Source organism: Streptomyces sp. NBC_01268 (genome assembly GCF_036240795.1).
In the GTDB taxonomy this organism is placed as follows: domain Bacteria; phylum Actinomycetota; class Actinomycetes; order Streptomycetales; family Streptomycetaceae; genus Streptomyces.
The window spans coordinates 1,276,299-1,300,702 of record NZ_CP108454.1 but is presented as its reverse complement, the minus strand read 5'-3'; the positions used below and the strand labels follow the sequence as shown (position 1 = coordinate 1,300,702).

The window sequence follows — 24,404 nt, the reverse complement described above, 5'->3', positions numbered from 1 at the left end:
GTTCCGGGCATCCACCTGATAAATCACCCCATGCCCCACTACCGTTGATCGCGTCCCCCGACTCCTCTGAGCGGGCCCGAACTCCGAACTCCAGGTGGTTGATGCGATGTCGCGCACCCGTGCCCTCCGCAATCGATTCGTCGACGCGCCCGACTCGCTCGGCGAACGGTTCCGTGCGGCCCGCTGGGAGCGATTCCGCAGGTGTTTCCCGCAGATCGAGGACATGAGGGTGGTGGACCTGGGCGGCACCGCGGAGAACTGGCAGCGGTCCCCGCACCGCCCCCAGCAGGTCCACCTGGTGAACCTGGAGGCGCACCCCACCGAGCTGCCCGACTGGATCACCGCGGAGATCGCCGACGTCACCGACCCCGAGATCCCCGCCAAGCTGGGGGAGTTCGACCTGGTGGTCTCCAACTCCACCATCGAGCACGTCGGCGGCCCCAGCCAGCGCCGCCGCTTCGTCGCCGCGATCGAGCAACTCGCCCCGCTGCACTGGGTGCAGACCCCCTACCGGTACTTCCCGGTCGAGCCGCACTTCCTCGCCCCCGGCTTCCAGTTCCTGCCGCTGGCCGCCCAGGCCAAGCTGGTCCGGCACTGGCCGCTCACCCACAGCCGCCCCGCCACGCCCGAGGAGGGCATGGACGCGGTCATCAACATCGAGCTGCTCACCCGCGCCGAGATGAGCTACCTCTTCCCCCGCTCCGTGATCCTCAGCGAGCGGGTGGCGGGGCTCACCAAGTCGCTGACGGCCGTCCGCACCCGGGTCTGATGCGCCGGGTCCTCAGGGGGCCGTGGGAGCTGTCGAAACGGCTCTTCGGGTGGCTGGTCCTGTACGAGCTCCGCAACAAGGTCCTGCTCGCGCCCGGCGCCGTCCGGCTGCGCCGCTTCGAGGACGCCGAGACCGCCCGGCTCGCCCGGGTCCTCGGCCGGCGCCCCACCGCCGAGGTCGCCACGGTCATCGCCACCCACCGGCGGCCCGAGGCGCTGCTGCGGGCCGTCCGCTCGGCCCTGGAGCAGTCCGTCCGCGACCAGGTCGTCATCGTGGTGGACGACGGCGCGGGCCTGCCGGAACTCCCCGCGGACCCCCGTCTGTTCGCCGTCTCGCTGAGCCGGAACACCGGCGTGGCCGGGGTGGTCCGCAACGTCGGCATCCGGCTCACCGCCTCGCGGTACGTCGCCTTCCTCGACGACGACAACCTCTGGGAACCCGAGCACCTCCGGGAGGCGCTCGGCGCCCTGACCGCCCCCGGAGGGCCCGACGGCGTCTACACGGCGCTGCGCAGGGTGCGGCCGGACGGCACCGACATGGACGTCCTGTCGGTGCCGTTCGACCGCCGCAGGGCCGCCCACGAGGCCTTCCTGGACACCAACGCGTTCGTCGCGCGGCGCGTCCCGGCCCTCCGCTTCAGCCGTCTGCGGCGCACCCCCGAGGTGCTGCCCCGGGAGGACTGGGAGCTGATCCGCCGCTACAGCCGCGGCCGCCGGGTGACGCACCTCGCCCGGCCCACCGTGCGCTACCTGGTCAACCCGGGCAGCTTCTACACGTCCTGGTGAGGGGAGCGGGGCGCGCCGAGCAGGGCGCGCACCGCCGCCCGGGCCGGCTCCCGGCCGAGCGCCGCCCGGGACGCCTCCCGCAACAGCACCGCCGAGCGGAACGCCACCGTCGCCGGCAGGCCGTGGCGGCGCCGGAACAGGCGCACCCGGTTCACCACCAGCAGGGACCACAGCCGGGGCGAGACCCGGGAGTCGCCGCCCAGGTGGGTGGCCCGGGCCCGCGGCTCCAGGCGGGTGCGCAGCCCGAGGTCCCGGGCGCGCAGGCAGTACTCCGTCTCCTCCGAGTAGAGGAAGAACGACTCGTCCCACGGCCCGCAGGCCGCCACGCACTCCCGGGACAGGGCGAGCAGCGCCCCGGTCGCCCAGTCCGCCTCGGTCCGCCCGGCGTACGCGGACGGCGCCGTGACCAGCTCGCTCCAGCGCGGGAAGCGCCCGGCCCTGCGGTTGCCCAGCACGGCCTCGCCGAGCGCCCGGGTCACGCTGGACTCACGGCGCAGCGAGTGGATGAGCGCCCCGTCCTCCTCGTGGAGCAGGGGCACGCTGACGCCGACCCGGGTGCCGTCCGGCAGCGGCTCGCCCAGCGCCCCGATCAGCGTCGCCGCACAGCCCTCGGCCATGCGGACGTCCGGGTTGCAGATCAGCACCGGGCCGAAGCCGCCCTCCCAGGCGGCCGCGGCGCGCAGCGCCGCGTTGATCCCGAAGGAGTAGCCGCCGTTGCGGCCCGTCTCGACGACGGTGGCCTCGGGGGCGTGCTTGCGGACCACGGCCACCGTGTCGTCCGACGAGGCGTTGTCGGCGACGACGAGACGCCAGTCCAGGCCCGCCATCCCGGCCGGCAGCGACTCCAGGAAGCCGGGCAGCACCTCGGCGCTGTTCCAGGTCACGACGAGGACGGCGACCGGTCCCGCGTCCTTGCGATGGTGGTGCATCAGATCTCCACGAGGTGCGTCGAGTCGGGCGTGCGTGGGCGCGGCACCCGCTCGGCCGGCCGGGCCGGCTCCGCCTCACGCCGTACGAATCCGAGGCAGCTGCCTCCCGCGCCGAGGAGCAGGAAGAAGACGCCGGCGAACATGGGGAAGCTCAGGGTGTCGAAGGTGGCGCTGATCACCAGGGCGACCAGCGCGGAGGCGAAGAAGGCCTGGCCGAGCTCCCGGTCCGCCTCGTCCCGGGCCAGCCGCCGGATCGCGCCGCCGTTGTGCACCCCGGTCAGACCCAGGACGAGCAGGACGAGGACGCCGAGCGCGCCCAGCTCCGCCAGCGTCAGCAGGTACTGGTTGTCGGTGAAGAAGTACCGCTCGGGCGTGAAGGTGCCGAAGCCCCGGCCGAACACCGGATCCTGCGCGAAGTACTCGGCGATCTTCGGGTACTTGATCGTGCGGGCCTGGGTGCTGCTGTCCGCGTTGTTGAGGCTGCCCGAGAAGAGGGTGGTGATCGTGCCGATGAGCCCCGGCACCAGGACCTTGAACACCGCCACCGCGCCGAACAGGATGCCGATCGCGGTCCACCGCCGCTGCGGCTTCCACCGGGGCAGCATGATCAGGACGACCACCAGCAGACCGATGATCGAGGTCCGCGACACCGTCAGGGGCAGCCCGCCGCCGAGCAGGACCACCGGCGCCCAGCGCTTCCACCCGGGCAGATGGGCCCGCACCGGGTCGAAGGCCTGAGCGATGGCGAACGGCAGCAGGATCGCGAGCATCCCGCTGAACTCCAGCGGGTGGGCGGTCAGCGAGCGCGGCCGGGTGAACGAACCCCGGTCCAGCACCGCCACGTTCGCCACGCTGGAGTTCAGGCCCGGGACGCGCAGCGAGTCGGCGATGTTGGTGCCGGTGAAGAAGTCGTACAGGCCGAGCAGGGCGACGATCGAGCCCATCACCACGAGCCGCCGCATCAGCACGTCGAGCCGTGCCCGGTCTTGGATCCCGGCCGTGGTCAGCACCACCAGCGACACCCACACCAGGAGCACGATCAGCCCCCGGTCGGCGGCGAGGATCTCCTTCTGCGAGCTGATCCGGTCCTGGTTGGCGACGTACGACAGGAGCACGCCGACCGCGAGCAGCAGCATGACCGTGCGCATGGTGCGGGTCCCCGGCGCGGGGGCGATCCGCCCGCCGCACCAGGTCGCCAGGTACCAGAACAGGCCGAGCAGCGCGAAGACGTTCGCCGGGGTGCCCGCGCCGCCGAGCGCCGGCAGCGCCAGGTTCGACGGGAGGAACAGGGCGAGCGCCAGATAGCCGGTGAGGACGGCCGTGGCGTCCAGCGGCCGGGTCAGCAGGGTGCGCAGCCGCCCCGCGCCGGGCCGGGGCGCCGGGGGCGCGGGCGGGTCCGGCAGACCGCGGGTGCGGCGGCGGGCCGCCGCCCAGGTCTCGATCACGAAGGAGAGCAGGAAGGCGCCCGTCACACCGAAGACGACGACGGCGGCCACCTTCTGGTAGCGCGACTTGGGCTGTGAGACCGGCTTCTGCGGCGGCACGATCCGCGCCGACCTGACGTAGTAGCCCTCCGGCACCCGGGCCTGCTCCTGGAGCACCTGGAGCTGCTCGGAGGCGTAGTCCGTGATCTTCCGGGTCTCCTCCAGGACCTTGGCCTTGTCCTCGCCCTTGACCGTCAGGGTGAGCAGCGGCCCCTCCGCCTGGGCGGCGAAGTCCACGCCGTACTCGTCGGTGATCCCGCGGCCTTGGAGTAAACGGGCCGTCTCGGGCGACTGGAGCGCGCGGATCAGCACGTCGGCCGTGCCGATCAGCGAACCGCTCGCGTACGCCAGGGTGTTGCCGTAACTGGGCGCCGGCTTCGCCACCTTGCTGGAGTTCAGCAGGGCGAGCTGGCTCTGCGACTCGTACGTCACGGGCACGGTCGTGTACAGGTAGCCGCCCGCCAGCAGACTGAGCAGGGTCAGCGGCACCATCACGTACCAACGCCCGGCCAGGACGCGGAAGATCTCGGCGATGCTCACGAACCCTCCCCCGGTTCCTCTTCGTGCTGCCAGTATCGATGCTGATGGAAAGAGACGTGCTGACTCCCGAAGGACTGGCCCGCGTGCTGCTGCGCCGCTGGTACGTCCTGGTCCTCGCCATGCTCCTCACCGGCGCCGCCTGCTACCCGGCGCTGCGGCCCGCGCCCCGCTGCCAGAGCTCGGCGGTGCTGGTCGTGAAGCCGCCGCGGACCGGCAACCAGCCCAACCAGCTGACCAACCTCCAGCCCTCGCTGGCCCTGGTGTCCTACGCCGTCGTCCAGCAGCTCCAGTCGCCGGCCGGGCAGGCCGAGCTGCGGGCCGCCGGCGTGCGCGGCACCTATCGGATCACGCCCCGCAACAGCGGCACCAGCGCCACCCCGTACTACTCGATCCCCACCCTGCAGGTCGAGTCGGAGCAGAGCCGGCCCGAAGAGGCGGACCGACAGGTCCAGTTGATCATCGGGGTGTACGGCAAGCACCTGAACGCCCTCCAGGCCGCGCAGCACGTGCCGTCCGCGACCCTGCTCACCGTCGACCTGGTGAACCGCCCCGGCACCGTCGCCCTGCCCCCCAACCGCACCCGAGCCGTGGCCGGCGCGGGCGCGCTGGGCACCCTCGCCGGCGTGATGTCGGCGCTGTGGATCGAGCGGCTCGCGGCGGCCCGCCGCGGACGGCGGCTCAGCGCGCCGCACCGTACTCCGTGAGCCGCCCGTCCCGCTCCTCGTAGCGCTCACCGGTCTCCGGGCAGCGCCACACACCGGGCGTGCCGGCCTCCTCGGTCAGCCGGACCCCGGCCTTGCCGACCCAGCCGGCCCGCCGGGCCGGGACCCCCATCACCAGGGCGAAGTCGGGAACGTCCGCGGTGACCACCGAACCGGCCGCGACCAGCGCCCAGCGCCCGATGGTCACCGGGGCCACGCACACCGAGCGGGCGCCGACGGCCGCGCCGTCGCCGATCCGGACCGCGACCGGCTCCCAGTCGCCGCCCCGCTTCAGCCGCCCGTCGGGGTCCACCGCCCGCGGGTTGTGGTCGTTGGTCAGGACCACGGACGGGCCGATGAAGACGCCGTCCCCGAGCACGGCCGGCTCGTAGACCAGGGCGTAGTTCTGCAGCTTGCAGTTGTCGCCGATGCTCACCCCGGGGCCGACGTACGCGCCCCGCCCCACCACGCAGTTCTCGCCGAGCCGGGCGTCCTCGCGGATCTGGGCCAGCTCCCACACACTGCTGCCCGCGCCGACGACGGCCTTCTCGTCGACCTGGGCGGTGGGCTGGACGCGGTAGTTCACGGATGAGCCTTTCTTTGGGTGAGACCCGTTGAGAGCTGATGAGACCCGTTCGTTCCGGTGCGAGCGGAACTAGACGCCCCGGCGCTTCCAGGAGCGCCACCAGAGCCACTCACGGCCCCGGTCGACCACCGCCGAGAGCACCAGCGGCTGGAGGTACGGCATGACCCGCGCCCCGATCCGGCGCCGCAGCCGCAGCGCCCGGAACTCCGGCAGCGCCTCGGCGTCCGGCCGCCACTGCCGGGCGAGCTCCACCAGTTCCTCGACCGGTACGACGTCGGTGCGCCCCCGGTCGTAGGCCCGGTAGGCCCGCCGCAGGGCCTGGCGGGCCAGCCGGGTGTCGACCAGGCCCGCCAGGCGGTCCGCCTGGGGGAGCCGGTCGGCGCACTTCTCCAGGACCGCCGTGAAGGCGGCCCGGCGCTGTCGCAGGTCGTCGAGCTGGCCACCGAAGTCGGTGGTGGACATGTTGTTCCCGTGGACCCGGTAGTAGGCCTGGTCGGCCCCCGCGACGTAGCCGACGTCCGCGTGGGCGGCCAGCCGCATCCACATCTCGATGTCCCCGGCGTGCGGCAGCTCGGGATCGTAGCCGCCCACCTTCCGCTGGAGGCTGGTGCGGACCACCACCTCCGGTGAGGTGATGCACCCGGTGCCCTCGCGGAAGCGCCGCTCCAGCCACCAGTGGCCGGGGTAGACGACGGATCCGGTGGAGCGGGTGCGGGCCGCCGGGAGCGGTCCGCCGTGCCGGAAGCGCAGCGGCCTGCCATAGGCGAAGCCCGCCTCGGGGTGGGCGTCGAGCAGGGCCACGGCCCGCACGAGCGCCCCGGGGACCAGCCGGTCGTCGGCGGACAGGAGCACGACGTAGTCGCCGTCCGCCCACTCCAGCAGGCCCTCGTTGTAGGTGGCGATGTGCCCCTTGTTCTTCTCGTGGACCCGCACCTCGATCCGCGGGTCGGAGGCGGCCAGTCTTTGGGCCGCCTCCGCCGAGTCGTCGGGGGACGCGTCGTCGATGATCAGCACCCGCACGTCGAGGCCGGGTTGTTCGTCGAGCACGCTGCGTACGCAGTCGGCCAGGAAGTGGCCGTACTTGTAGCAGGGGATGACGACGCTGACTGAGCTCATGTGGTGCGTTCCCCGTTTTCGGTCGGGCTGGGTCAGCCGGTCGTGAAGACCGGACCGACCCAGTAGTTCGTCGAGTTGTAGGAGCTGTTCGGGAAGGCGCTCGTGGCGCCGTACCGGTACAGCCCGTTGGCGCTGCCGCCGGCGTCCGCGGGTGCCGACAGCGGGTAGTTCAGGTGGGCGCCGGTGAAGAACCCGGCATCCGAGGCGTAGTTGCCGTTCGGCGCATGGTACGAGGCCACGTAGGTGGTGCCCGCGGTGATCGTGACCGGAGTGGCGAAGGTCAGGGTCTGCCAGCCCGTGGCCGTCTCGCCGCCGAAGGTGCCGGTGGCGAGCTGGGTGCCGTCGGCGGCCCACAGACTGCCGGTGTGGCTGCCGGTGTTGGTCGCGCCCTTGTAGAACGTGATGCCCGTGACCTTGCCGTTCAGCGAGGACTGGAAGCGGGTGCCCAGTTCGAGCGAGTTGCCGTCACTGGTCTCCGCGGTCTTCGAGGGCACCGTCTGCGCGCTCCACAGGGTGCAGGGGCAGGCGGCCGGCGGCGGGGTCGAGCTCGTCGTGAAGGTCCAGGTGACCGGGGCGGGCATCGCGTTGCCCCACAGGTCGGCGGCCTGCACGGAGACCGTGTACGTGGTGCCGAGTGCCAGCTGGCTGTTGAGCGTGAACGCCGCGGTCTTCCCGTCCCCGTCGAGTGTGGCCCGGCCGGGGACCGAGGTGCCGCCGGGGCCCTGCACCGTGAAGGCCAGGGTGCCGCTGTCGATGCTCTGGTTGAAGGTGGCCGACAGCGGGGCCGTGATCGACACCCCGGTCGCTCCGGGGTTCGGCGTGCGCCCGGTGACGGTCGGCGGAACGGTGCTGGCCGAGCCGGTCTCCAGGATGGCGTCGACCCAGTAGTTGCTGCCCGCGGACGCCTGGTTCGGGAAGCCGCTGGTGGTGCCGTACCGGTAGACGCCGTTGCCGCCGTCGGTACCGGACTGCAGCGCCGTCAGCGGGGCGAGACCGGCGTCCTTGTCGGTGAAGTAGTGGGCGTCGTAGGAGTATCCGCCGCTCGGGGCGAAGTACGAGGCGATGTAGGTGGTGTTGGCCTTCACCGGGATCGGGTTGGCGAACTTCAGCTCCTGCCAGCCGGAGGCGGTCTCGTTGGTGAAGGTGCCGGTCGCCAGGAGCTGACCCGCGGCGGACCACAGGCTGCCCTTGTGGGTGCCGACGTTGGCGCTCGACTTGTAGAAGCGGACGCCGGTGAGGGTGCCGGGTACCGAACTGCGCACCTTCACCCCGAGCTCGACGGAGCTGCCGTCGCCGCTGTTCGCCTTGGTGGGGGTGGCCGTGGCCGGCCACACCGTGCAGGGGCACTGCTGCTGGGTCACGGTCAGCGGGACGGTGGTGGCGTTGCCGAGGTTGACGCTGTCGTCGACGGCGCGGACCTTGAGCTGGACCGGCCCCTCCGTCAGCGGGGTCCACTTGTAGCTCCAGGAGCTCGTGCCCTCGGCCGCCTTCCAGGTGGTGCCGCCGTCGGTGGAGACCTCCACCCGGGCGACCACGCCGCCCGAGTCGGCCGCCGTGCCGGCGACGGTGATCTGCCGCAGCGCGGGGACGGAGCCGTTCGGGGCCGGGCTGGTCACGGTGACCGTGGGCCCGGTGACGTCCTGGGACGCCTGGGCCTGGACCAGGCCGTCCTGCAGGGACTTCGGCTGGAACCCCATGTCGGCGAGGATGTTCACGGTGGCCTGCTGCATCCGCTTGTCCTCGGTGATCACCCCGCCGTCGGGGTCCGCCGTCGGGACGTTGGTCAGGCCCCAGGACCACTGCACGGTGCCGGTGCCGAACACCAGGGCGTGGGAGGTCTGGTCACGGAAGGCGACGAGGCTGTGGGTCGCGGTGCCGTTGCCGTAGTAGTTGCCCCAGTCGAGCAGGTAGTTGCCGTCGTTGACGTCGACGGCGGTGGAGGAGAGCCTGATCTGCCCGGCCGGCCGGGAGGCGTTCTCGATGTCGCTGTCCCACTCGTAGCCGAGGGTGCCCTGCGGGAAGGTGGCCACCTGGTTGCCGGTCAGGCCGGCGACCGAGGTGTTGCGCCACAGGCGCATCTTCGCGAACGCGGCGGGCACCGTGATGGCGTCGTTGCGGGGTCCGTTCACCTGGAACAGCGAACCGGTGAGGATGTTCTGCGGCCGGTAGGGCTCGCCCTCCTTGGTGCTGTCCGGATCCATCCAGGTGCCCGTCCACACGTTGCTGGGGTCGGGCACGCCGTTCGGCGTGGGGAACTTGAGCTTGGTCTCCTTGTAGCAGACCAGGGTCCGGTTCGCGGTGCCACTGCCGTCGATGCTCGGCTCCAGCCGGGTCTTCCAGAAGACCTCGTTGCCGGAGAAGTAGGTCTGGTGCTGGCCCGCCTTCCGCGCGTTGAGCACGTTGGTGAACTGCTCCTGGGTCCAGTACTCGTCGTGCCCCTGGGACATGAACATCTTGTGGTTCGCGAGCAGCGCGGAGCCCCGGGTGGCCGTGTCCAGTCCCGAGACGTAACTGAGGTCGTAGCCGTTGCGCTCCAGCCACGAGATCATCTCGAACTCGGACCCGTAGATGCCGTTCTCGCCGCCGATGTCCATCGGGCGGTTGTAACTGACCTTGTACGCCCGCCCGTCGGGCGCCGGCCCCTGACCGTCGTAGAGGTTGGTGCCGCCCCAGTCGTTGTACGCCTGCCAGGTCTGGTCCGAGGTCTGCACGACGATGTCGGAGCGGCTGGCGTCGTTGCGCACCACGAACGGGTACGGCATGAGGCCGTTGCCGTCGGCCTGGTCGAAGTTGGCCACGTAGAGGCCGGAGACCGCGTCGCTCGGCACGGTCCAGCTCGCGGTGGCGGGCCAGTTGCCGCAGTCCATCAGCCCCGTCGGCTGGTCCTTCAGACAGCTGGGCCGCTGGGTGAGGTAGGTGGCGGGGTAGGTCTGGTCGGCCTGGGCCTGGGTGGAGATCAGCCGGGCGCCGTCACTGCCGTACCAGCCGAGCCGGTAGATCCGGATCCGGTAGGCGGAGGGCGACTGGACCTTGAACTGGAGGGTCTCCCCGGCCTGCAGGCTCATCTTGGTGGGGAATCCCGCGATGTCGCCCCAGGCGCTGCCCGCGAACCAGTCGGACCTGGGCGTGCCCGGCTTGGAGTTCTCGCAGACGATGGGATTGCTGCCCGTACCGCATGGATCGGCGAGCGCGCTCGCCTCTCCGACCGGCGGCAAGAAGATCGCAGTCAGCGCCGCTGCCAGGGCGAACAGGGCGCCCCTGGCTCGACGGAATCGGTTTTGCATCGCTGTACCTTTCACGGGCAGTACAGGTCCAGGCCTACCGGCCGGGGTGGGGGAGCGGGCCCTAGTTCAGGGCGTTCACCAGTGCGTCCACGACCTGCTGCTGCTGGTCGGGGGTGATCTGCGGGAAGAGCGGGAGCGAGAGGATCTCGCCGGCGGCCCGCTCGGCGTGCGGGAAGTCCCCCCGGCGGTGGCCGAGATGGGCGTAGGCGGGCGTCAGGTGGACCGGGTCCGGGTAGTGCACCCCGGCGCCGACACCCCCCGCGTTGAGCTTGCCGACCACCGCGTCGCGGTCGGCCCCGGGCACCCGCACCACGTAGAGGTGCCACACGTGCTCGTTGCCCTCGGCGGTGACCGGGAGCACCAGCCGCCCGGACCCGGCGAGCGGGGCCAGCAGCTCGTCGTAGCGGGCCGCCGCCGCCCGCCGGGCCGCGTTGCCGGCGGCGAGCCGGCGCAGCTTGGCCCGGAGCACCACGGCCTGCAGCCCGTCGAGCCGGCTGTTGAAGCCGGGCACGTCGTGCCGGTACTTCTCGACCCCGCCGTGGTTGGCGATCGCCCGTACCAGGGCGGCCGCCTCGGGGTCGTCGGTGAGCACCGCCCCGGCGTCGCCGTAGGCGCCGAGGTTCTTGCCCGGGTAGAAGCTGGTGGCGGCGATGCCCCCGCTTCCCGGCGTCCGTCCGTCCCGGCTCGCGCCCTGGCTCTGGGCGGCGTCCTCGACGATCCGTACGCCTTCCGGCAGCGCGGCGGCGAGTGCGGCCACGTCCGCGCTCTGCCCGTACAGGTGGACCGGCACCACGGCCCGGGTGCCCGGCCCCACCGCGGCCACGGCCGCCGCGGGGTCGATCAGCAGGGTCTGCGGGTCGCAGTCGACCAGCACCGGACGGGCCCCGGCACGGGCGACCGCGCCGGCCGTGGCGATGAAGGTGTTCGCGGGGACGACCACCTCGTCGCCGGAGCCGACCCCGCTCGCCCGCAGCGCCAGCTCCAGGGCGTCGGTGCCGTTGGCGACGCCCACGACGTGCGCGACGCCGCCGAACGCGGCGTACTCCCGCTCGAACTCCCGGACCTCCGTGCCGCCGATGAAGGCGGTCCCGGCCAGCACCCGGTCGAAGCCGGCGCGTATCTCCTCGGCGACCTCGGCGTGTGCCGCCTTCAGGTCCACCAGGGGGATCTGGTTCATGTGCCGTTCACTCCTCTTGCCGGGACGGGCGGGACGTGCGGGGCCGGCCGGGCCGGCTCGGGGACGGTGTCGTCGGCGGGGCCGAGGCCGTCCGCCGTGAGCTGTTCGAGGGCCGAGGGCGCCGCAGCGCGCAGCCGGCGCGCCGGGGAACCGGCCCACACCTCGCCCGCGGGGACGTCGGCCAGGACCGTGCTGCCCATGCCCACGAGCGACCAGGCACCGACCGCCGTGCCCTCGCGGACCAGCGCGCCCGCGCCGAGATAGGCACCCCGGCCGATCCGCGCGCCGCCGCCCAGCCGCACCCCGGAGGCGAGGGTGGCGAAGTCCGCCACCTCGTCGTCGTGGGTGAGGACGGTGTGCGGCATCACCGCGACGTGCCGGCCCACCCGCACCGCGGCCGTCAGGACCGCGTGCGCCAGGAGCACCGTGCCGGGACCGAGCGCGGAACTGGCGGAGACCACCGCGGTCGGGTGCACCACGGTGGCGTACCGCTCCTCCGGCAGCCCGAGCCGGGCGACCACCCGGGCGCGGGCCGCGTAGTCGCGCGGGCTGCCGACGCACACCACGAAGGACGCGTCGGGCAGCTCCCGCACCAGCGCGCTGCCGCCGAGCACGGGCACGCCGTCGACCTCGACGCCGTGGAGTGCCGGGTCGTCGTCGAGATGGCCCGCCAGGGGCAGGCCGGCGGCGCGGACGGCCTGCGCGGTCTCCCGCGCGAAGCCGCCGGCGCCGACGATGACGAGCTGGGTCACGGACGCGCCGCCGCTTCCCTCAGGACGGCGACCACGCGGTCCTGCTGCTCCTCGGTCAGGGTGTGGAACAGCGGCAGGATCAGCGAGTCGCGGGCGATCCGCTCGGTGGCCGGCAGGGGACCCGCGGGGTGGCCCGCGTAGGCCGGTTCCAGGTGGCCGGCCATGATGCCCCGACGGGCCGACACCCCCGCCTCGGCGAGCACGGCGAGCAGCTCGTCGCGGCCCACCGGGAACTCCTCGGAGAGCAGCACCCAGTACGACTGGAAGTTGCCCTCCCCGTGCGCCGGATCCCGCACCGGCTCCAGGCCGGGCACGTCCCGCAGCAGCTCCCCGTAGCGGGCGGCCAGCTCGCGGCGGCGGGCCACCATCGCGTCCAACTTCGCCAGCTGGGCGAGGCCGACCGCCGCCTGGATGTCGGTCATCCGGTAGTTGAACCCGGTCTCCAGGTAGCTCTCCAGGACCGGCTTGCCGCTCGCGTGGCGCTCGGCGGCCGAGACGTTCATCCCGTGCTCGCGCAGCCGGCGCAGCCGCGCCGCCCACTCGGCGTCGTCGGTGGTGATCATGCCGCCCTCGCCGGTGGTGAGCAGCTTGCGCGGGTGGAAGGACCAGGCGGCGAGCAGCGCGCCCCGCCCGACGGAGGCGCCGTCGACGGTGGAGCCGATCGCGCAGGCCGCGTCCTCCACCAGCGGCAGCCCCCAGTCCTCGCAGGCGGCCCGCAGCGCGGTCACGTCCGCGGGCACCCCGCCCTGGTGGACCAGGAGCACGGCCTTGGTGTCCGGTGTGCGGACCGCGTCCACGGTGGCGGCGGTGAGGTTGCCGGTGGCGAGGTCGACGTCGGCGAAGACCGGCTCGGCGCCCACGTACCGCACGGCGTTGGCGGTCGCGATGAAGGAGAGCGAGGGGACGACGACCTTGTCCCCGGGGCCGAGGCCGAGGGCGACCAGGGCCAGGTGGAGCGCGGTCGTGCAGGAGCTGACCGCGACACCGTGCCGGGCGCCGACCCGCTCCGCGAAGGCCCGCTCGAACTCGGCGACCTTCGGACCCTGCGCGACCCAGCCGGACAGCACGGTGTCGGAGGCCGCCTTCGCCTCCTCCTCGCCGAGCCACGGCACCATCACGGGAATCCGGACGGGCGCCTTCCCGGCGGCCTCCGCCCCCGCGTCGGCGGCCAGGTCGGAGTCCGTCGCCGTGGCGCCCTTCTCCGCCCGCCACCAGTCGACCAGGTCCCGCAGACCGGTCCGCAGGTCGATCTCGGCCTTGAAGCCGAGCCGCTCCTCGGCGAGCGTGGTGTCCGCGAGCCGCCGGGTCACCCCGTTGACCGCGCGGGCCGGGCCGTGCACGGGCTCCAGGTCGGAGCCCATCACGCCGAGGAGACCGTCGGCGAGCTCGCGCAGCGAGGTCTCGGTGGCGCTGGCCACGTTGAACACCTCGTCGGTGAGCCCCTCGCGCGCCGCCAGGATGTTGGCGCGGGCGATGTCCCGCACGTCGACGAAGTCCATCGTCTGGGTGCCGTCGCCGAGGATCAGCGGCGGCTCGCCCGCCTCGATCCGCTCCATCCAGCGGATCAGCACCTCGGTGTAGAGGCCGTGGATGTCCATCCGCGGCCCGTACACGTTGAAGTAGCGCAGCGCCACGTAGTCCAGTCCGTACATGGAGTGGAAGCTGCGCAGCATGCCCTCGTTGAAGGCCTTGGCCGCCCCGTAGAACGTGTCGTTGTTGTACGGGTGGTGCCGCTCGGTGGTCGGGAACGACTCCGCCAGGCCGTACACGGAGGCCGACGAGGAGGCGATCACCTTCCCCACCCCGGCGGCCGCGGCGGCCTCCAGGACGTTGAACGTGCCGTTCACCATGACCTCGTTGGCGAGCCGGGGCTCCTCCGCGCACTGGGTGATGCGGATCGCCGCCAGGTGGTAGACGAGGTCGGCGCCCTCGGTCACCCGGTGGACGGTCGCCGCGTCGCGGATGTCGCCCTCGACGAGCTCGACCCGGCCGCTCGCCAGGGCCTCGGCGAGATTGGCCCGCCGGCCGCGCACGAAGTTGTCCAGGACGACGACCTGGCTCGCACCCCCCTCCACCAGGAGGTCCGTCACATGGGAGCCGATGGTGCCGGCACCGCCGGTGACCAGGACCCGCTTGCCCGCGATATCGCTCAACGCCGTTCTCCCCGCACTTCGTCACCGTTCTTGAGGGACCGGTCGGATCCGGTCCGCAGCCCGACGACCGCACCGCGGAACTGCAGGCTCCGCGACGCCGCCTCCAGGATGTCCAGCACCCGCAGCCCCGCCCGGCCGTCGGTGAGCGGCGGCCGGCCCCCCGTGATCGCCGCCGCGAACTCGTCGACCATGCTGCGCAGCGCCTCCCTCTCGCCGATCGCCGGGGCGACCATGTCGCCGCTGCGGTACGAGATGAGGGCCTCGCGGCGCTCGTCCGCGCCCAGCTCCTGGGGAGTCGCCAGGTCCACCCCGCGGTCGAACAGCGCGACGCGCTGGGCCGGGTTGAGGTCGTCCCAGACCAGGGTGCGCTTGGAGCCGCCGACCATGGTGGTGCGGACCTTGGTCGGGGAGAGCCAGTTGACGTGCACGTGGGCGATGGCCCCGGTGTTCAGCTGGAGGGTCAGGTAGGTGATGCAGTCCTGGCCCGCGCCGATCGGGTCGGCACCGTGCGCGGCGACCGCGACCGGCTCCACGTGCTCGGGCAGGATGAAGTCCAGGATCGACAGGTCGTGCGGGGCGAGGTCCCACAGCACGTCGATGTCCTTCTGGACCAGACCCAGGTTGATCCGCACCGAGTCCACGTAGTGGATGTCGCCGAGCGCGCCCTCGCGTACCAGCTCGCGGATCTTCGCCACCGCCGGGGTGTAGCAGTAGGTGTGGTCGCACATCAGGGTCAGGCCGCGCTCCTCGGCCTCGGCGACCAGCCGCGCCCCGTCGGCGTACGTGGTGGCCAGCGGCTTCTCGACCAGGACGTGCTTGCCCGCGCGCAGCGCCGCGAGCGCCACGTCCAGGTGGGTGCCGGCCGGGGTGGCCACGGCGACGGCGTGCACGGCCGGGTCGGCGAGGACCGCCGCGTAGTCGTCGGTGGCCTGGACGGTGGAGTACCCGCCGAGGACCCGCTGGGCGCGCGTGACGTCGAGGTCGCAGAGCCAGCGCAGCCGGAAGCGGTCGCTGGCCTGGAAGTTGCGCACCAGGTTCGGGCCCCAGTAGCCGGCGCCTATGACGGCGACCCCCAGCCGCTCGTCCGGCCGATCGGAGTCGTTCACGTCGCTCACGTGGTTTCCCTTCATCGTCAGTAGGCCCCCGTTCCGCGCAGGACGGCGGGGCCGGTGCGCAGCAGGATCAGCGCGTCCAGGCCGAGCGACCAGTTGTCCACGTACGCCAGGTCCAGGCGTACGGCCTCGTCCCACGGCAGGTCGGAGCGCCCGCTGACCTGCCACAGGCCGGTGAGGCCCGGTTTCACGAGCAGCCGGCGCCGGACCTCGTGGCTGTATCCGGCGACTTCCTCGGGCAGCGGCGGGCGCGGCCCGATGAGCGACATCCGCCCGTTCAGCACGTTGAGGAGCTGCGGCAGTTCGTCGATCGAGTAGCGGCGCAGCGTGGCGCCCACCCGGGTGACGCGGGGGTCGTCGCGGACCTTGAACAGCAGCCCGTCGCTGTTGTGGTTGGCGTGCGCGAGCTCGTCCCTGACGGCCTCGGCGTCGGGCCGCATCGTCCGGAACTTGAACATGGTGAACTGCTTGCCGTGCAGCCCCACCCGGACCTGCCGGAACAGGGCCGGGCCCCGGCTCCCGAGCCGCACCGCCAGCGCGACCGCGCACATCAGCGGGGCGAGCGCGAGCAGCAGCACCGCGGCGAGCAGCCGCTCGGCGAGCTCCTTCGGCAGCCGGGCCCAGCGGGACAGCCGGGGAGCCCGCAGGTGGATCAGCGGGACCCCGCCGACCGGCCGGACCTCCAGGCGCGAGGCGGCCACGTCACCGAAGGCCGGGGCCAGCAGGAAGTCACCGCCCGCGGCGGCCGTGCTCCAGGAGAGCGCCCGCAGCAGGGTCGCGTCGATCTCCGGGGAGGGCAGCACCACCACGGTGGTGGAGCCGCCGAACCCCCGGATCGCGCCCGGGACTTCGTCCACCCCGCCGAGCACGGGCACGCCCAGCTTGTCGAGCACCGCCCGGCCCCGGTCGTGGCCGGGATCGGTCAGGCAGACACCGGCGATGTCCATGCCCTGGAGCCCGGCCCGGCCGGGCGTGCGGTCGGAGCCGCCGTTCCACAGTGCCGACAGGAGCTCGGCGACGCCCGCGGAGGGCCCGACCAGGATCGCGGTGGTCCGGTTCCTGCCCTGCGCCCAGTCGCGGCGCAGCCAGCGCCGGAGCAGGAAGCGGGCGGCCAGGGTGAGGACGGCCACGGTCGGGGCCGCCAGGATCATCTCGTGCAGCAGGTCGAGATCGCGGACCAGCCCCCAGCCGAGGACCGCGGCCAGGGCCGGCAGCACCAGGGCGCCGCGCAGCACCCGGCGGTAGATCTCGCCGCCGGCGCCCAACGAGCCCCGGTCGTAGGACCGGTGGGCGCACATCAGGGCCACCCAGGCCGGTGGCAGGCCGAGCACGACGGGCCAGTGGCCCACCGCGCCGAGGACGCTCACCGCGGCGACGGCGGCCGCCGTCGTGTCCGCGGCCAGCAGGAATATCTGGTGTCTCCTCCGCCACCACAGGCGGTGGACATCGAAATGTGTGGATTCGACTCGATGCCGCTCATGCGTGACCGGCAGGACGGTCATCCATTCCCCCCAAGGGCGATTCGCGCGCACCCTGTTGAACCACCGCGCCCCTCCCGAGGGACTGCGCACGAGAGCGGCTCGCGGGCACGGGAAAGACAGCGGTGGTACGACGAGGGTGCGCGGATCTTCCGCCTGACTGAACGGTGCGGACCGCGGTCGCAAGTCTCCCCAGCCACGGCCGGTGTCCGCACAGGACGCTGAATCCGCCCGGGACGAGTCGTGTTCGTGCCCCAGCGGATCCGGCAGCGCTCAATCTAGACCAACTAGGGCAGGCCATCCAGGAGTTGTGTGAAACTCCTACCGATACTTGAAGGAACTGTAAGAGTGGGACGCCTTGGTCATACTGTCCACGTGCCCAGCATCGTGATCCCCGCCCACAACGAGGAACGCACCCTCGGCCGCCTCCTGGACGCCCTCCTGGACGGCGCCGGCGACGAGGAGTTCGACATCGTCGTCGTGTGCAACGGCTGTACGGACGCCACCGCCCGCGTCGCCGCGGGGCGCGGCCCGCGGGTCCGGGTCGTCGAGACCCCCGTGCCCTCCAAACACGAGGCCCTGCGCCTCGGTGACTCCCATGCCCGCGGCTTCCCCCGCGTCTACGTGGACGCCGACGTGGTGCTCGGTGCCGGGGACGTCCGTGCCCTGACCGCCGCGCTCGCCGGTCCCGGCGAGGTCCTCGCCGCCGCGCCCGAGCGGGAGCTGCCGATGACCGGCTGCTCCTGGCGGGTGCGCGCGTACTACCGGGTGTGGCAGCGGCTGCCCGCGGTCCGCGACGGGCTCTTCGGGCGGGGCGTCATCGCCATGTCCGGCGAGGGGCACGCCCGCATCGCCGCGCTGCCGCCCCTGATGGCCGACGACCTGGCCGCCTCGCTCGCCTTCGGACCGGCCGAACGCAGCGTCGTCCGGACCGCCCGCGTGGTCGTCCGGCCGCCGCGCACCTGGCGGGACCTGATCCGTCGCCGGGTCCGGGCGGCCACCTCCACGGCCCAGCTGGAGGACCACCAGGCCCGGTCGGCGCCCGAGGACCGTCCGGCGGCGCCCGAGCCCGCCGCGCCGCCCTCGGCCCGTACGGGGGTCGCCGACCTGCGGGCCATGCTGCGCGCCGACCCCCTGCTGCTGCCCGCCGTCGTCGTCTTCCTCTCGGCGGCGCTCGCGGCGCGCCGGGGCGCGCGCAAGGCGATCAGGGCACGGGACTTCGACACCTGGCTCAGGGACGAGAGCAGCCGCCAGGACTGACTCCGGGCCTGGTCCCGGAGTGTGCTCGGGGCCGTGTGCGGAGCCGTGCCCGGTCGGAGTCCCGTTCGAGCGGAACGAAGGGTTCCGGCCCGCTGGGTGATCACCGCCGCCTACGCTGCGAGGGATCGCACCAGGGGAGGCCCTTCATGAAGTTCCGGATTCCCGGACGGCGTTCCGCCGCACTGGCGGCGGCACTCGCCGCCTGCGCGGCCTGGACCGCCGTGGCACCGGCGGCGTCGGCCGGGACACCGGGCGGGGGAGCGGCACCCGAGGGGCGGCTCGCCGCCGCCACCCGCTTCTACGTCGACCCCGACAGCGGCGCCGCACGGCAGGCCGTCGTCGACGAGGCGGCGGGGAGCTCCACCGACGCCGCGAACATGCGCCGGCTCGCCGCGCTGCCCCAGGCCGCCTGGTTCACCGGCGGCACGCCCGAGGGCGTACGCGCCGGAGCGGGCGCCCTCGTGGCGCGGGCGCGCGCCACGCAGCAGGTCCCCGTGCTCGTCGCGTACGACATCCCCGGCCGCGACTGCGGGCTCTACTCCAGCGGCGGCGCCCCCTCCTCGGCGGCCTACCGCGACTGGATCGGCGCCCTGGCCGACGGCGTCGGCGAAGGACCCGCGCTGGTGATCCTGGAACCCGACGCCCTGGCCGCCCTGCCCAGGGACTGCGCGGGGAACGTCGACCCGACCGGCGCGCTCACCGCCGAGCGCCTCGCCGATCTCGACTTCGCCGTCACGACGCTCAAGCGGCACCCCGGCACCTCCGTCTACCTCGACGCGGGCAACAGCCAGTGGAAGGCCGTCGGCGACATCGCCCGGCGGCTGATCGACGCCGGGGTGGCCAAGGCCGACGGGTTCTCCCTGAACGTCTCCAACTTCCAGCCCACCGACCAGCTGACCCGCTACGGCACCTGGGTCTCCCAGTGCGTCTGGTTCGCCACCCGGGGCCCCGACTGGGCCCGCGGTCACACCGACTGGTGCGCGAGCCAGTACTACTCCGCCGCCGCCCCCAACGACGGCGCGCCCGGCAACGCGGTCTCGGCGGCCGATCCCGCCACCTGGCACTGGACCGACGCCTGGTACGAGCAGGCCACCGGCAGCCCCGCCCCCGCCGAGCTCCTCCACTTCGTCGTCGACACCAGCCGCAACGGGCGCGGCCCCTGGACCCCCGCCCCCGGCACGTACGCCGACCCGGAGACCTGGTGCAACCCGCCCGGGCGGGGCATGGGCCCACGCCCGACCGCCGACACCGGCGTCCCGCTGGCCGACGCCTACCTGTACGTGAAGACGATCGGCGAGTCCGACGGCAGCTGCACCCGGGGCACCGGCGGCACCGTCGACCCCGAGTACGGCGCCGTCGACCCGCCCGCCGGCGCCTGGTGGCCGGAGTCGGCCCACGGTCTCGCCCGCGAGGCCCGGCCCGCCCTGACTCTCGACGCGGACCCCGTCCCTGCGCGATGATCACGCCCGCACCACGCCACCCCCCCTCACATCCCCCAACGGGAGGACGTTGATGGCACGCCGCACAACCCGCGGCCTGATCGCCGCGGCCACCGCCACCGTGGCACTGACCGCCCCGCTCACGACGGCCACGGCCGCCGCGCCCGCACCCGCCGCCGGCGGCCCGCAGGCACGCGTCTTCATGGTCAACCCGGTGCAGTCCTCGGGCGACCAGACGCTCGCCGACGCCAAGGACTCCGCCGACGCGGTGCCCGCCTCCGCCTACACCACCGCCGAGCTGCGCAACCTCGACGGCAGCGGCGCGCTCTCCGGGCGCTGGGCGTCCATCAGGTCCGAGACGGGCGCCCCCGCGAAGACCGCCGACGCCGGCGCGTACAACCGGCGCGACGACCAGTTCGAGCAGGTGATGGCCTACTTCTGGGTCAACGAGTCCCAGGAGTACCTCCAGGGCCTCGGCTTCGGCAGCGAGCTGCCCGGCGCCAACGACCGCCCGCAGGCCGTACGGCTCAACCAGTGGGGCTCGGACAACTCCTTCTTCACCGACAAGAAGGACGAGATCCGCTTCGGCAAGGGCGGCGTCGACGACGCCGAGGACGCCGAGGTGATCGTGCACGAGTACGGGCACGCCGTGCACGAGGCCCAGGTCCCCGGCTTCGGCAGCTCCCCCGAAGGGGGCGCGATCGGCGAGGCCTTCGGCGACTACCTGGCCGTCGAGGTCGGCAGCCACGCGGCCGCCCGCTACGGCTGGCCGGTCAGGACGGACCTCGCCTGCGTCGGCGACTGGGACTCCGTCCCGTACAGCACCGCCCCGCACTGCCTGCGCCGCGTCGACGGGAACAAGACGTACGCGGACCGGGTCGGCGAGGTGCACGCCGACGGCGAGATCTGGTCCCGCGCCCTGTGGGACATCCGCGGCGCCCTCGGGGCCCGGACCGCCGACCGGATCATCGTGAACGCGCAGTTCGGCTTCGCGCCCGACACCTCCTTCTCGGACGCGGCGACGAAGACGATCGCGACGGCCCAGCGGATGTACGGCCCGGCCGCGGCGAACGCCGTCCGCGCCGCGTTCAAGGCCCGCGCGATTCCCGGGATCTGACGCCGCCGGCCGACGGAAGAAAGGGGGGCCGTGCCGTCCGGCACGGCCCCCGCCGTGTCACGGAGTGACGGTCAGCACCGGGCACCCCGGGTCGAGCCGCAGCCGTGCCAGGTCACGGCCGACCAGCGCCCAGGCGTGCCAGCCGGACGGCTCGAAGGCCAGCTGCGGGTTGGTGTACCAGTTGTCGCCGAGGCCCGTGGCCACCAGCTTCGGAGCCGTCAGGCCGGGGCCGAGCTGATGCACGTTGCCGCCGCCGAAGTACGTCGACGTGAACACCGTGCCCTGGTGCACCTCGATCTCGCCGTACCCGGGCAGAGCGCCCTTGCCGAGGACCCGGCGGGTCGCCAGATCCATCGTGAACCACCCGGCGTCCCGCTTGAACACGCCGTACAGGATGCCGTCGTGGACCTTGACGTCCTGGATCGTCTCGCTGCCCGCGACCGGGTCGAGCTCCCACGTGACGGTACGCGTGGCCAGGTCGAAGGCCGCGACGCTCGCCGCGCTGTTCCACCCCGCCGGGTCGCCCCCGCCGCCGCCCCGGACGTCGCCGCCCAGGTAGACGATCCCGTCCGGGCCCAGGCTGAGGCTCATCAGGCTCTCGTTCGGGATGACGTTCACGTACACCTGCTTGTCGCCCGTGACGGGGTCGACGACGGACAGCGCGCCCTGGGTGCTGGTGCCGAGCGGCGCGCTGGCGATGAGCAGCCGGTCGGTGGCCGGGTCGTACTCCATGTCCCACGGGCGTGCCTGGCCGTTGCCCAGGTAGCCGAGGGAGCGCAGGGGAGCCCGCGGGTCCGCCAGGTCGAGTTCGACGACCTCGCTGCTCGGGTAGATCGCCGCGTAGAGCTTGTCCCCGCGGCGGGCCAGCGCCTTGGGCTCGCCGGGCACCCAGATGTTGGTCCTGGCGCCCGTGGCGGGCGTGTGGACCGTGAAGGAGAAGTGGCCGCCGACCCAGACGTTCCCGCGGTCCGCGTCCCACAGGATCGACTGGGGGCGCTCCGCGCCGCCGGTGAGCCCGGCGTCCAGCAGGTTGACGTAGTCGGACTGCTTGGTGGTGACGTCCATCGTCCACACGCCGCCGCTCCCGGAGAAGCCGGTCAGCGTGGTGCCGTCGAGGAACACGCCGCGGGTCTCCTCCTTGGAGCGCGGGATGCCCAGCGACTCCAGGGGTTCGGACGTGCGGTACCGGAAGATCTCGCCGTTCGGGCGGGTCGAGAGGTACGCCGTGTGGTCGGGGGCCAGGCCGATCGAGTCGATCGAGGCGCCCACGTTCACGGTGCGCAGGTCGGTGCCGTCGGTCTTCACGTCGTACAGCGTGTTGCCCGCTCCTGCCCGCACCCGGGTGCGGCCGATGGAGACCGTGGAGAAGCCGGAGGGGCTCGTGGCCAGGGTCTTGACGGCGCCGGTGGACCGGTTGATCGACACCAGCTTCTTGGTGTCGGACAGGGCCGCGTAGACGTAGGTGGCGTCGACGTCCACGCCCCGCGCGTAGCGCTCGTTCGGGGCGAGTTCGCCGAAGCTGCGCTTGGCACCGGTGGCGGGGTCGAACTCCCACACCGTGCCGTCGGGGTACGTGCCCGCGTAGACCTTGCCGTCGGGTGCGGTGGCGAGGCTCCAGATGAAGCCGCCGCTCTTGCCGAACGACGCGACCCGCTTGATCTGGCCGGTCGCGGGGTCGTAGCGGTACAGGTCCGGTACGGGGTAGGTGCCGACGTAGATCTTGCCGTTCGAGACGGTGGTGGCCCACGCGCCCTCCGGCTCGCCGGTCTCCGGACCGTCGGGTATCGGGGTCTCGCGGACGACTCTGCGGGTCGCGAGGTCGTACGCGGCGAGCACCGGCGGCTTGACGCCCCGGGTGACGACGTAGGCGGTGCCCTCGTGCACGGTGGCGCCGACGATCGCGCCGGTCAGCGAGGCGGAGCCGAAGCGCTCCACGCCCGCGCCGGCGCAGTCGGCGGTGCCGGCGGCGCGCGCGGGCGCGACGGGCGACACGAGGGTCAGGACCAGGGCGAAGACCGTGGCGAGCAGCGCCACTACGCCCCGGGCAGGGCCTTGGGATTGATTCATGGTCAGGTCCCGTGTGATCGGTGGAAGAGGAACGGGTACCGAAGGCACGTTACCGATCATGCGCGAGAGTCTCGCCGCCGTGGCCCCGCCGTCACCGCCGACGTCCTTCAGCGCACGCCCTTGCGGTGGTGCACGGGGTGCGGGTGGCGTGGGGGGCCCAGGTGGTGCAGGTGGTGCGGGGTGGTGTGGGTGTCAGCTGCCGAAGCCGAGTCCGGCACGGTCCAGGGTCCGCAGCCACAGGTTGCGGCGGCCTTCGTGGGCGTCGGCGCGGGCCAGGGCCCACTGGGTGATGCCGATGCCCACCGAGCGCATCGGCTCGGGCGGGAAAGGCAGCGGCTTGCGGCGGACGAGCTCCAGGGAGGTGCGCTCGGTGCGCTGTCCGGCCAGCAGGTCGAGCATGACCTCCGCGCCGAAGCGGGTGGCGCCGACGCCCAGGCCCGTGTAGCCGGCCGCATAGGCGACCTTGCCGCGGTGGCTGGTGTCGAAGAAGACGCAGAAGCGCGTGCTGGTGTCGATGGCACCGCCCCAGGCGTGGCTGAAGCGCACCCCTGCGAGCTGCGGGAAGGTCGTGAAGAAGTGCCGGGCGAGGGTGGCGAAGGACGCGGGCCGCTGGTCGTGCTCGGCCCGCACGTCACGGCGGTGGACGGCGTCGTAACCGCCCCACAGGATCCGGTTGTCGGCGGAGAGCCGCACGTAGTGGAAGCTGTTGGCGCAGTCGGCCCAGCCCTGCCGGTTCTTCCAGCCCACGGAGGCGAGTTGGTCCTCCGTCAGGGGTTCGGTCATCAGAGCGTAGTCGTAGACCGGGACGGTGTACGGGCGGTGCCGGCGCAGCAGTGAGGGGTACGCGTTGGTGGCGAGCGCGACCCGGCGGGCGCGCACCCGGCCGTACGGGGTGGTGACGGCGACCCGGGCGCCGTCCTCGGCGAGCCCGGTTCCCGGGGTGTGCTCGTAGACGCGGACGTCCAGCTCCTGGCAGGCCCGCTTCAGGCCCCAGGCCAGCTTGGCGGGGTCGACCATGGCCACGTCGTCCTTGTTCCACAGGCCGCCGAGGAAGGTCGGGGAGTCGATCTCGGCGCGGACGGCGGACTCGTCGAGCAGGGTCGGTTCCCCGCCGTACCGCCGGGCGGTCTCGGCCTCCTCCGCCAGGCCTTCGAGCTGGTACGGCTCGGTCGCCACGGCGAGGGAGCCGGTGCGCTCCCAGTCGCAGTCGATCCCGTAGCGCTCGATCGTGTCCTGCATGGCCCGCAGGTTCTCCCGGCCGAGGCGCTCCAGGCGCCCGATCTCGTCCGGCCAGCGCGCGATGCCGTTGCCCAGTCCGTGCGTGAGGCTCGACTCGCAGAAGCCGCCGTTGCGGCCGGAGGCGGCGCCGCCGACCTGGTCCGCCTCGATGACGACCACGTCGGCGGACGGGTCGCGCTCCTTGGCGATCAGCGCGGTCCACAGCCCGGTGTAGCCGCCGCCGACGACCAGCAGGTCGCAGTCGGTGGGGCCGACGAGGGCGGGGGAGGCCTGCGGCCTGCCCGGCCGGTCCAGCCAGAACGGGGCGGGTGAGGCGTCGCGGAGCGAGTGCACGGGGTCCATGGGGCGGGGCTCCTTCGGATCGCGGAGGTACGGGCCTCCGAAGTGCCGCCATGAGAACCGGCCAGGCGATTTTG

General features: G+C 73.1%; 18 protein-coding genes. 6 read left to right on the top strand and 12 right to left on the bottom strand.

Features of this window, described 5'->3' with window-relative positions:
* Nucleotides 1-106 precede the first annotated feature (106 nt).
* The gene (locus tag OG309_RS05440; protein ID WP_329418593.1) at nucleotides 107-769 is read left to right on the top strand and encodes a class I SAM-dependent methyltransferase; all 663 of its coding nucleotides are present in this window, start codon (nucleotides 107-109) and stop codon (nucleotides 767-769) included.
* Entirely contained in the window at nucleotides 769-1,554 is a 786-nt protein-coding gene (locus tag OG309_RS05435) for a glycosyltransferase family 2 protein (protein WP_329418591.1), read from the top strand. The genes OG309_RS05440 and OG309_RS05435 overlap by 1 nt, the downstream gene beginning before the upstream one ends.
* Here the strand turns inward: OG309_RS05435 and OG309_RS05430 are convergent.
* Both OG309_RS05430 and OG309_RS05425 read right to left on the bottom strand, forming a co-directional pair.
* The gene (locus OG309_RS05430; RefSeq protein WP_329418590.1) at nucleotides 1,539-2,483 is read right to left on the bottom strand and encodes a glycosyltransferase family 2 protein; all 945 of its coding nucleotides are present in this window, start codon (nucleotides 2,481-2,483) and stop codon (nucleotides 1,539-1,541) included. The two genes, OG309_RS05435 and OG309_RS05430, sit on opposite strands and share 16 nt — an antisense overlap.
* On the bottom strand, nucleotides 2,483-4,507 hold the full coding sequence (locus tag OG309_RS05425; protein ID WP_329418588.1) for an O-antigen ligase family protein: 2,025 nt from the start codon (nucleotides 4,505-4,507) through the stop codon (nucleotides 2,483-2,485). The genes OG309_RS05430 and OG309_RS05425 overlap by 1 nt, the downstream gene beginning before the upstream one ends.
* Nucleotides 4,508-4,563: 56 nt before the next feature.
* Here OG309_RS05425 and OG309_RS05420 point away from each other — a divergent pair, with 56 nt between their 5' ends.
* Nucleotides 4,564-5,211 carry a hypothetical protein gene (locus tag OG309_RS05420; RefSeq protein ID WP_329418587.1) on the top strand — a complete coding sequence of 216 codons (648 nt, stop codon included), beginning with the start codon at nucleotides 4,564-4,566 and terminating at the stop codon, nucleotides 5,209-5,211.
* Here OG309_RS05420 and OG309_RS05415 read toward each other — a convergent pair.
* The 8 genes from OG309_RS05415 to OG309_RS05380 all read right to left on the bottom strand — a co-directional run bounded on the left by OG309_RS05415 (nucleotide 5,186) and on the right by OG309_RS05380 (nucleotide 16,890).
* Nucleotides 5,186-5,794 (bottom strand): acyltransferase, encoded by a 609-nt coding sequence (locus OG309_RS05415; RefSeq protein WP_329418586.1) that lies wholly within the window; start codon nucleotides 5,792-5,794, stop codon nucleotides 5,186-5,188. The genes OG309_RS05420 and OG309_RS05415 overlap by 26 nt on opposite strands.
* A gap of 69 nt (nucleotides 5,795-5,863) precedes the next feature.
* Nucleotides 5,864-6,910: a glycosyltransferase family 2 protein gene (locus OG309_RS05410; protein WP_329418584.1), complete on the bottom strand. Its 1,047-nt coding sequence runs from the start codon at nucleotides 6,908-6,910 to the stop codon at nucleotides 5,864-5,866.
* Between the two features lie 32 nt (nucleotides 6,911-6,942).
* Complete coding sequence (locus OG309_RS05405) at nucleotides 6,943-10,194, bottom strand: DUF4082 domain-containing protein (protein ID WP_329418582.1); 3,252 nt, start codon at nucleotides 10,192-10,194, stop codon at nucleotides 6,943-6,945.
* Between the two features lie 61 nt (nucleotides 10,195-10,255).
* Nucleotides 10,256-11,371, bottom strand: a complete 1,116-nt coding sequence (locus OG309_RS05400; RefSeq protein ID WP_329418580.1) for a DegT/DnrJ/EryC1/StrS family aminotransferase — start codon at nucleotides 11,369-11,371, stop codon at nucleotides 10,256-10,258.
* The gene (locus tag OG309_RS05395) at nucleotides 11,368-12,123 is read right to left on the bottom strand and encodes an acetyltransferase (protein WP_329418578.1); all 756 of its coding nucleotides are present in this window, start codon (nucleotides 12,121-12,123) and stop codon (nucleotides 11,368-11,370) included. The genes OG309_RS05400 and OG309_RS05395 overlap by 4 nt, the downstream gene beginning before the upstream one ends.
* Entirely contained in the window at nucleotides 12,120-14,276 is a 2,157-nt protein-coding gene (locus OG309_RS05390; protein WP_329418577.1) for an aminotransferase class I/II-fold pyridoxal phosphate-dependent enzyme, read from the bottom strand. The genes OG309_RS05395 and OG309_RS05390 overlap by 4 nt, the downstream gene beginning before the upstream one ends.
* Nucleotides 14,273-15,391: a Gfo/Idh/MocA family protein gene (locus OG309_RS05385; RefSeq protein WP_329418575.1), complete on the bottom strand. Its 1,119-nt coding sequence runs from the start codon at nucleotides 15,389-15,391 to the stop codon at nucleotides 14,273-14,275. Before OG309_RS05385 ends, OG309_RS05390 begins: the two co-directional genes overlap by 4 nt.
* Nucleotides 15,392-15,408: 17 nt before the next feature.
* The gene (locus OG309_RS05380; protein WP_329418573.1) at nucleotides 15,409-16,890 is read right to left on the bottom strand and encodes a sugar transferase; all 1,482 of its coding nucleotides are present in this window, start codon (nucleotides 16,888-16,890) and stop codon (nucleotides 15,409-15,411) included.
* Between the two features lie 351 nt (nucleotides 16,891-17,241).
* Here OG309_RS05380 and OG309_RS05375 point away from each other — a divergent pair, with 351 nt between their 5' ends.
* The 3 genes from OG309_RS05375 (at nucleotide 17,242) to OG309_RS05365 (ending at nucleotide 20,682) form a co-directional block, all read left to right on the top strand.
* Nucleotides 17,242-18,126, top strand: coding sequence for a glycosyltransferase family 2 protein (locus OG309_RS05375; protein ID WP_329418572.1), 885 nt, complete (start codon nucleotides 17,242-17,244; stop codon nucleotides 18,124-18,126).
* A gap of 146 nt (nucleotides 18,127-18,272) precedes the next feature.
* Nucleotides 18,273-19,586 carry a glycoside hydrolase family 6 protein gene (locus OG309_RS05370; RefSeq protein ID WP_329418570.1) on the top strand — a complete coding sequence of 438 codons (1,314 nt, stop codon included), beginning with the start codon at nucleotides 18,273-18,275 and terminating at the stop codon, nucleotides 19,584-19,586.
* Between the two features lie 52 nt (nucleotides 19,587-19,638).
* Complete coding sequence (locus OG309_RS05365) at nucleotides 19,639-20,682, top strand: M4 family metallopeptidase (RefSeq protein ID WP_329418568.1); 1,044 nt, start codon at nucleotides 19,639-19,641, stop codon at nucleotides 20,680-20,682.
* Between the two features lie 57 nt (nucleotides 20,683-20,739).
* Here the strand turns inward: OG309_RS05365 and OG309_RS05360 are convergent, their stop codons facing one another.
* Together OG309_RS05360 and OG309_RS05355 are read right to left on the bottom strand one after the other, a co-directional pair.
* A complete protein-coding gene (locus OG309_RS05360; protein WP_329418566.1) occupies nucleotides 20,740-22,749 on the bottom strand; it encodes a hypothetical protein in 2,010 nt (669 codons plus the stop codon).
* 192 nt (nucleotides 22,750-22,941) lie between these two features.
* Nucleotides 22,942-24,330 (bottom strand): NAD(P)/FAD-dependent oxidoreductase, encoded by a 1,389-nt coding sequence (locus OG309_RS05355; protein WP_329418564.1) that lies wholly within the window; start codon nucleotides 24,328-24,330, stop codon nucleotides 22,942-22,944.
* Between the last annotated feature and the right edge of the window lie 74 nt (nucleotides 24,331-24,404).

What these genes read in the sequence shown, in the direction of transcription:
- OG309_RS05440 (WP_329418593.1), top strand. Translation starts at nt 107, where the DNA reads ATGTCGCGCACCCGTGCCCTCCGCAATCGATTCGTCGACGCGCCCGAC.
- OG309_RS05435 (WP_329418591.1), top strand. Translation starts at nt 769, where the DNA reads ATGCGCCGGGTCCTCAGGGGGCCGTGGGAGCTGTCGAAACGGCTCTTC.
- OG309_RS05430 (WP_329418590.1), bottom strand. Translation starts at nt 2,483, where the DNA reads ATGCACCACCATCGCAAGGACGCGGGACCGGTCGCCGTCCTCGTCGTG.
- OG309_RS05410 (WP_329418584.1), bottom strand. Translation starts at nt 6,910, where the DNA reads ATGAGCTCAGTCAGCGTCGTCATCCCCTGCTACAAGTACGGCCACTTC.
- OG309_RS05405 (WP_329418582.1), bottom strand. Translation starts at nt 10,194, where the DNA reads ATGCAAAACCGATTCCGTCGAGCCAGGGGCGCCCTGTTCGCCCTGGCA.
- OG309_RS05400 (WP_329418580.1), bottom strand. Translation starts at nt 11,371, where the DNA reads ATGAACCAGATCCCCCTGGTGGACCTGAAGGCGGCACACGCCGAGGTC.
- OG309_RS05380 (WP_329418573.1), bottom strand. Translation starts at nt 16,890, where the DNA reads ATGACCGTCCTGCCGGTCACGCATGAGCGGCATCGAGTCGAATCCACA.
- OG309_RS05370 (WP_329418570.1), top strand. Translation starts at nt 18,273, where the DNA reads ATGAAGTTCCGGATTCCCGGACGGCGTTCCGCCGCACTGGCGGCGGCA.
- OG309_RS05365 (WP_329418568.1), top strand. Translation starts at nt 19,639, where the DNA reads ATGGCACGCCGCACAACCCGCGGCCTGATCGCCGCGGCCACCGCCACC.
- OG309_RS05360 (WP_329418566.1), bottom strand. Translation starts at nt 22,749, where the DNA reads ATGAATCAATCCCAAGGCCCTGCCCGGGGCGTAGTGGCGCTGCTCGCC.
- OG309_RS05355 (WP_329418564.1), bottom strand. Translation starts at nt 24,330, where the DNA reads ATGGACCCCGTGCACTCGCTCCGCGACGCCTCACCCGCCCCGTTCTGG.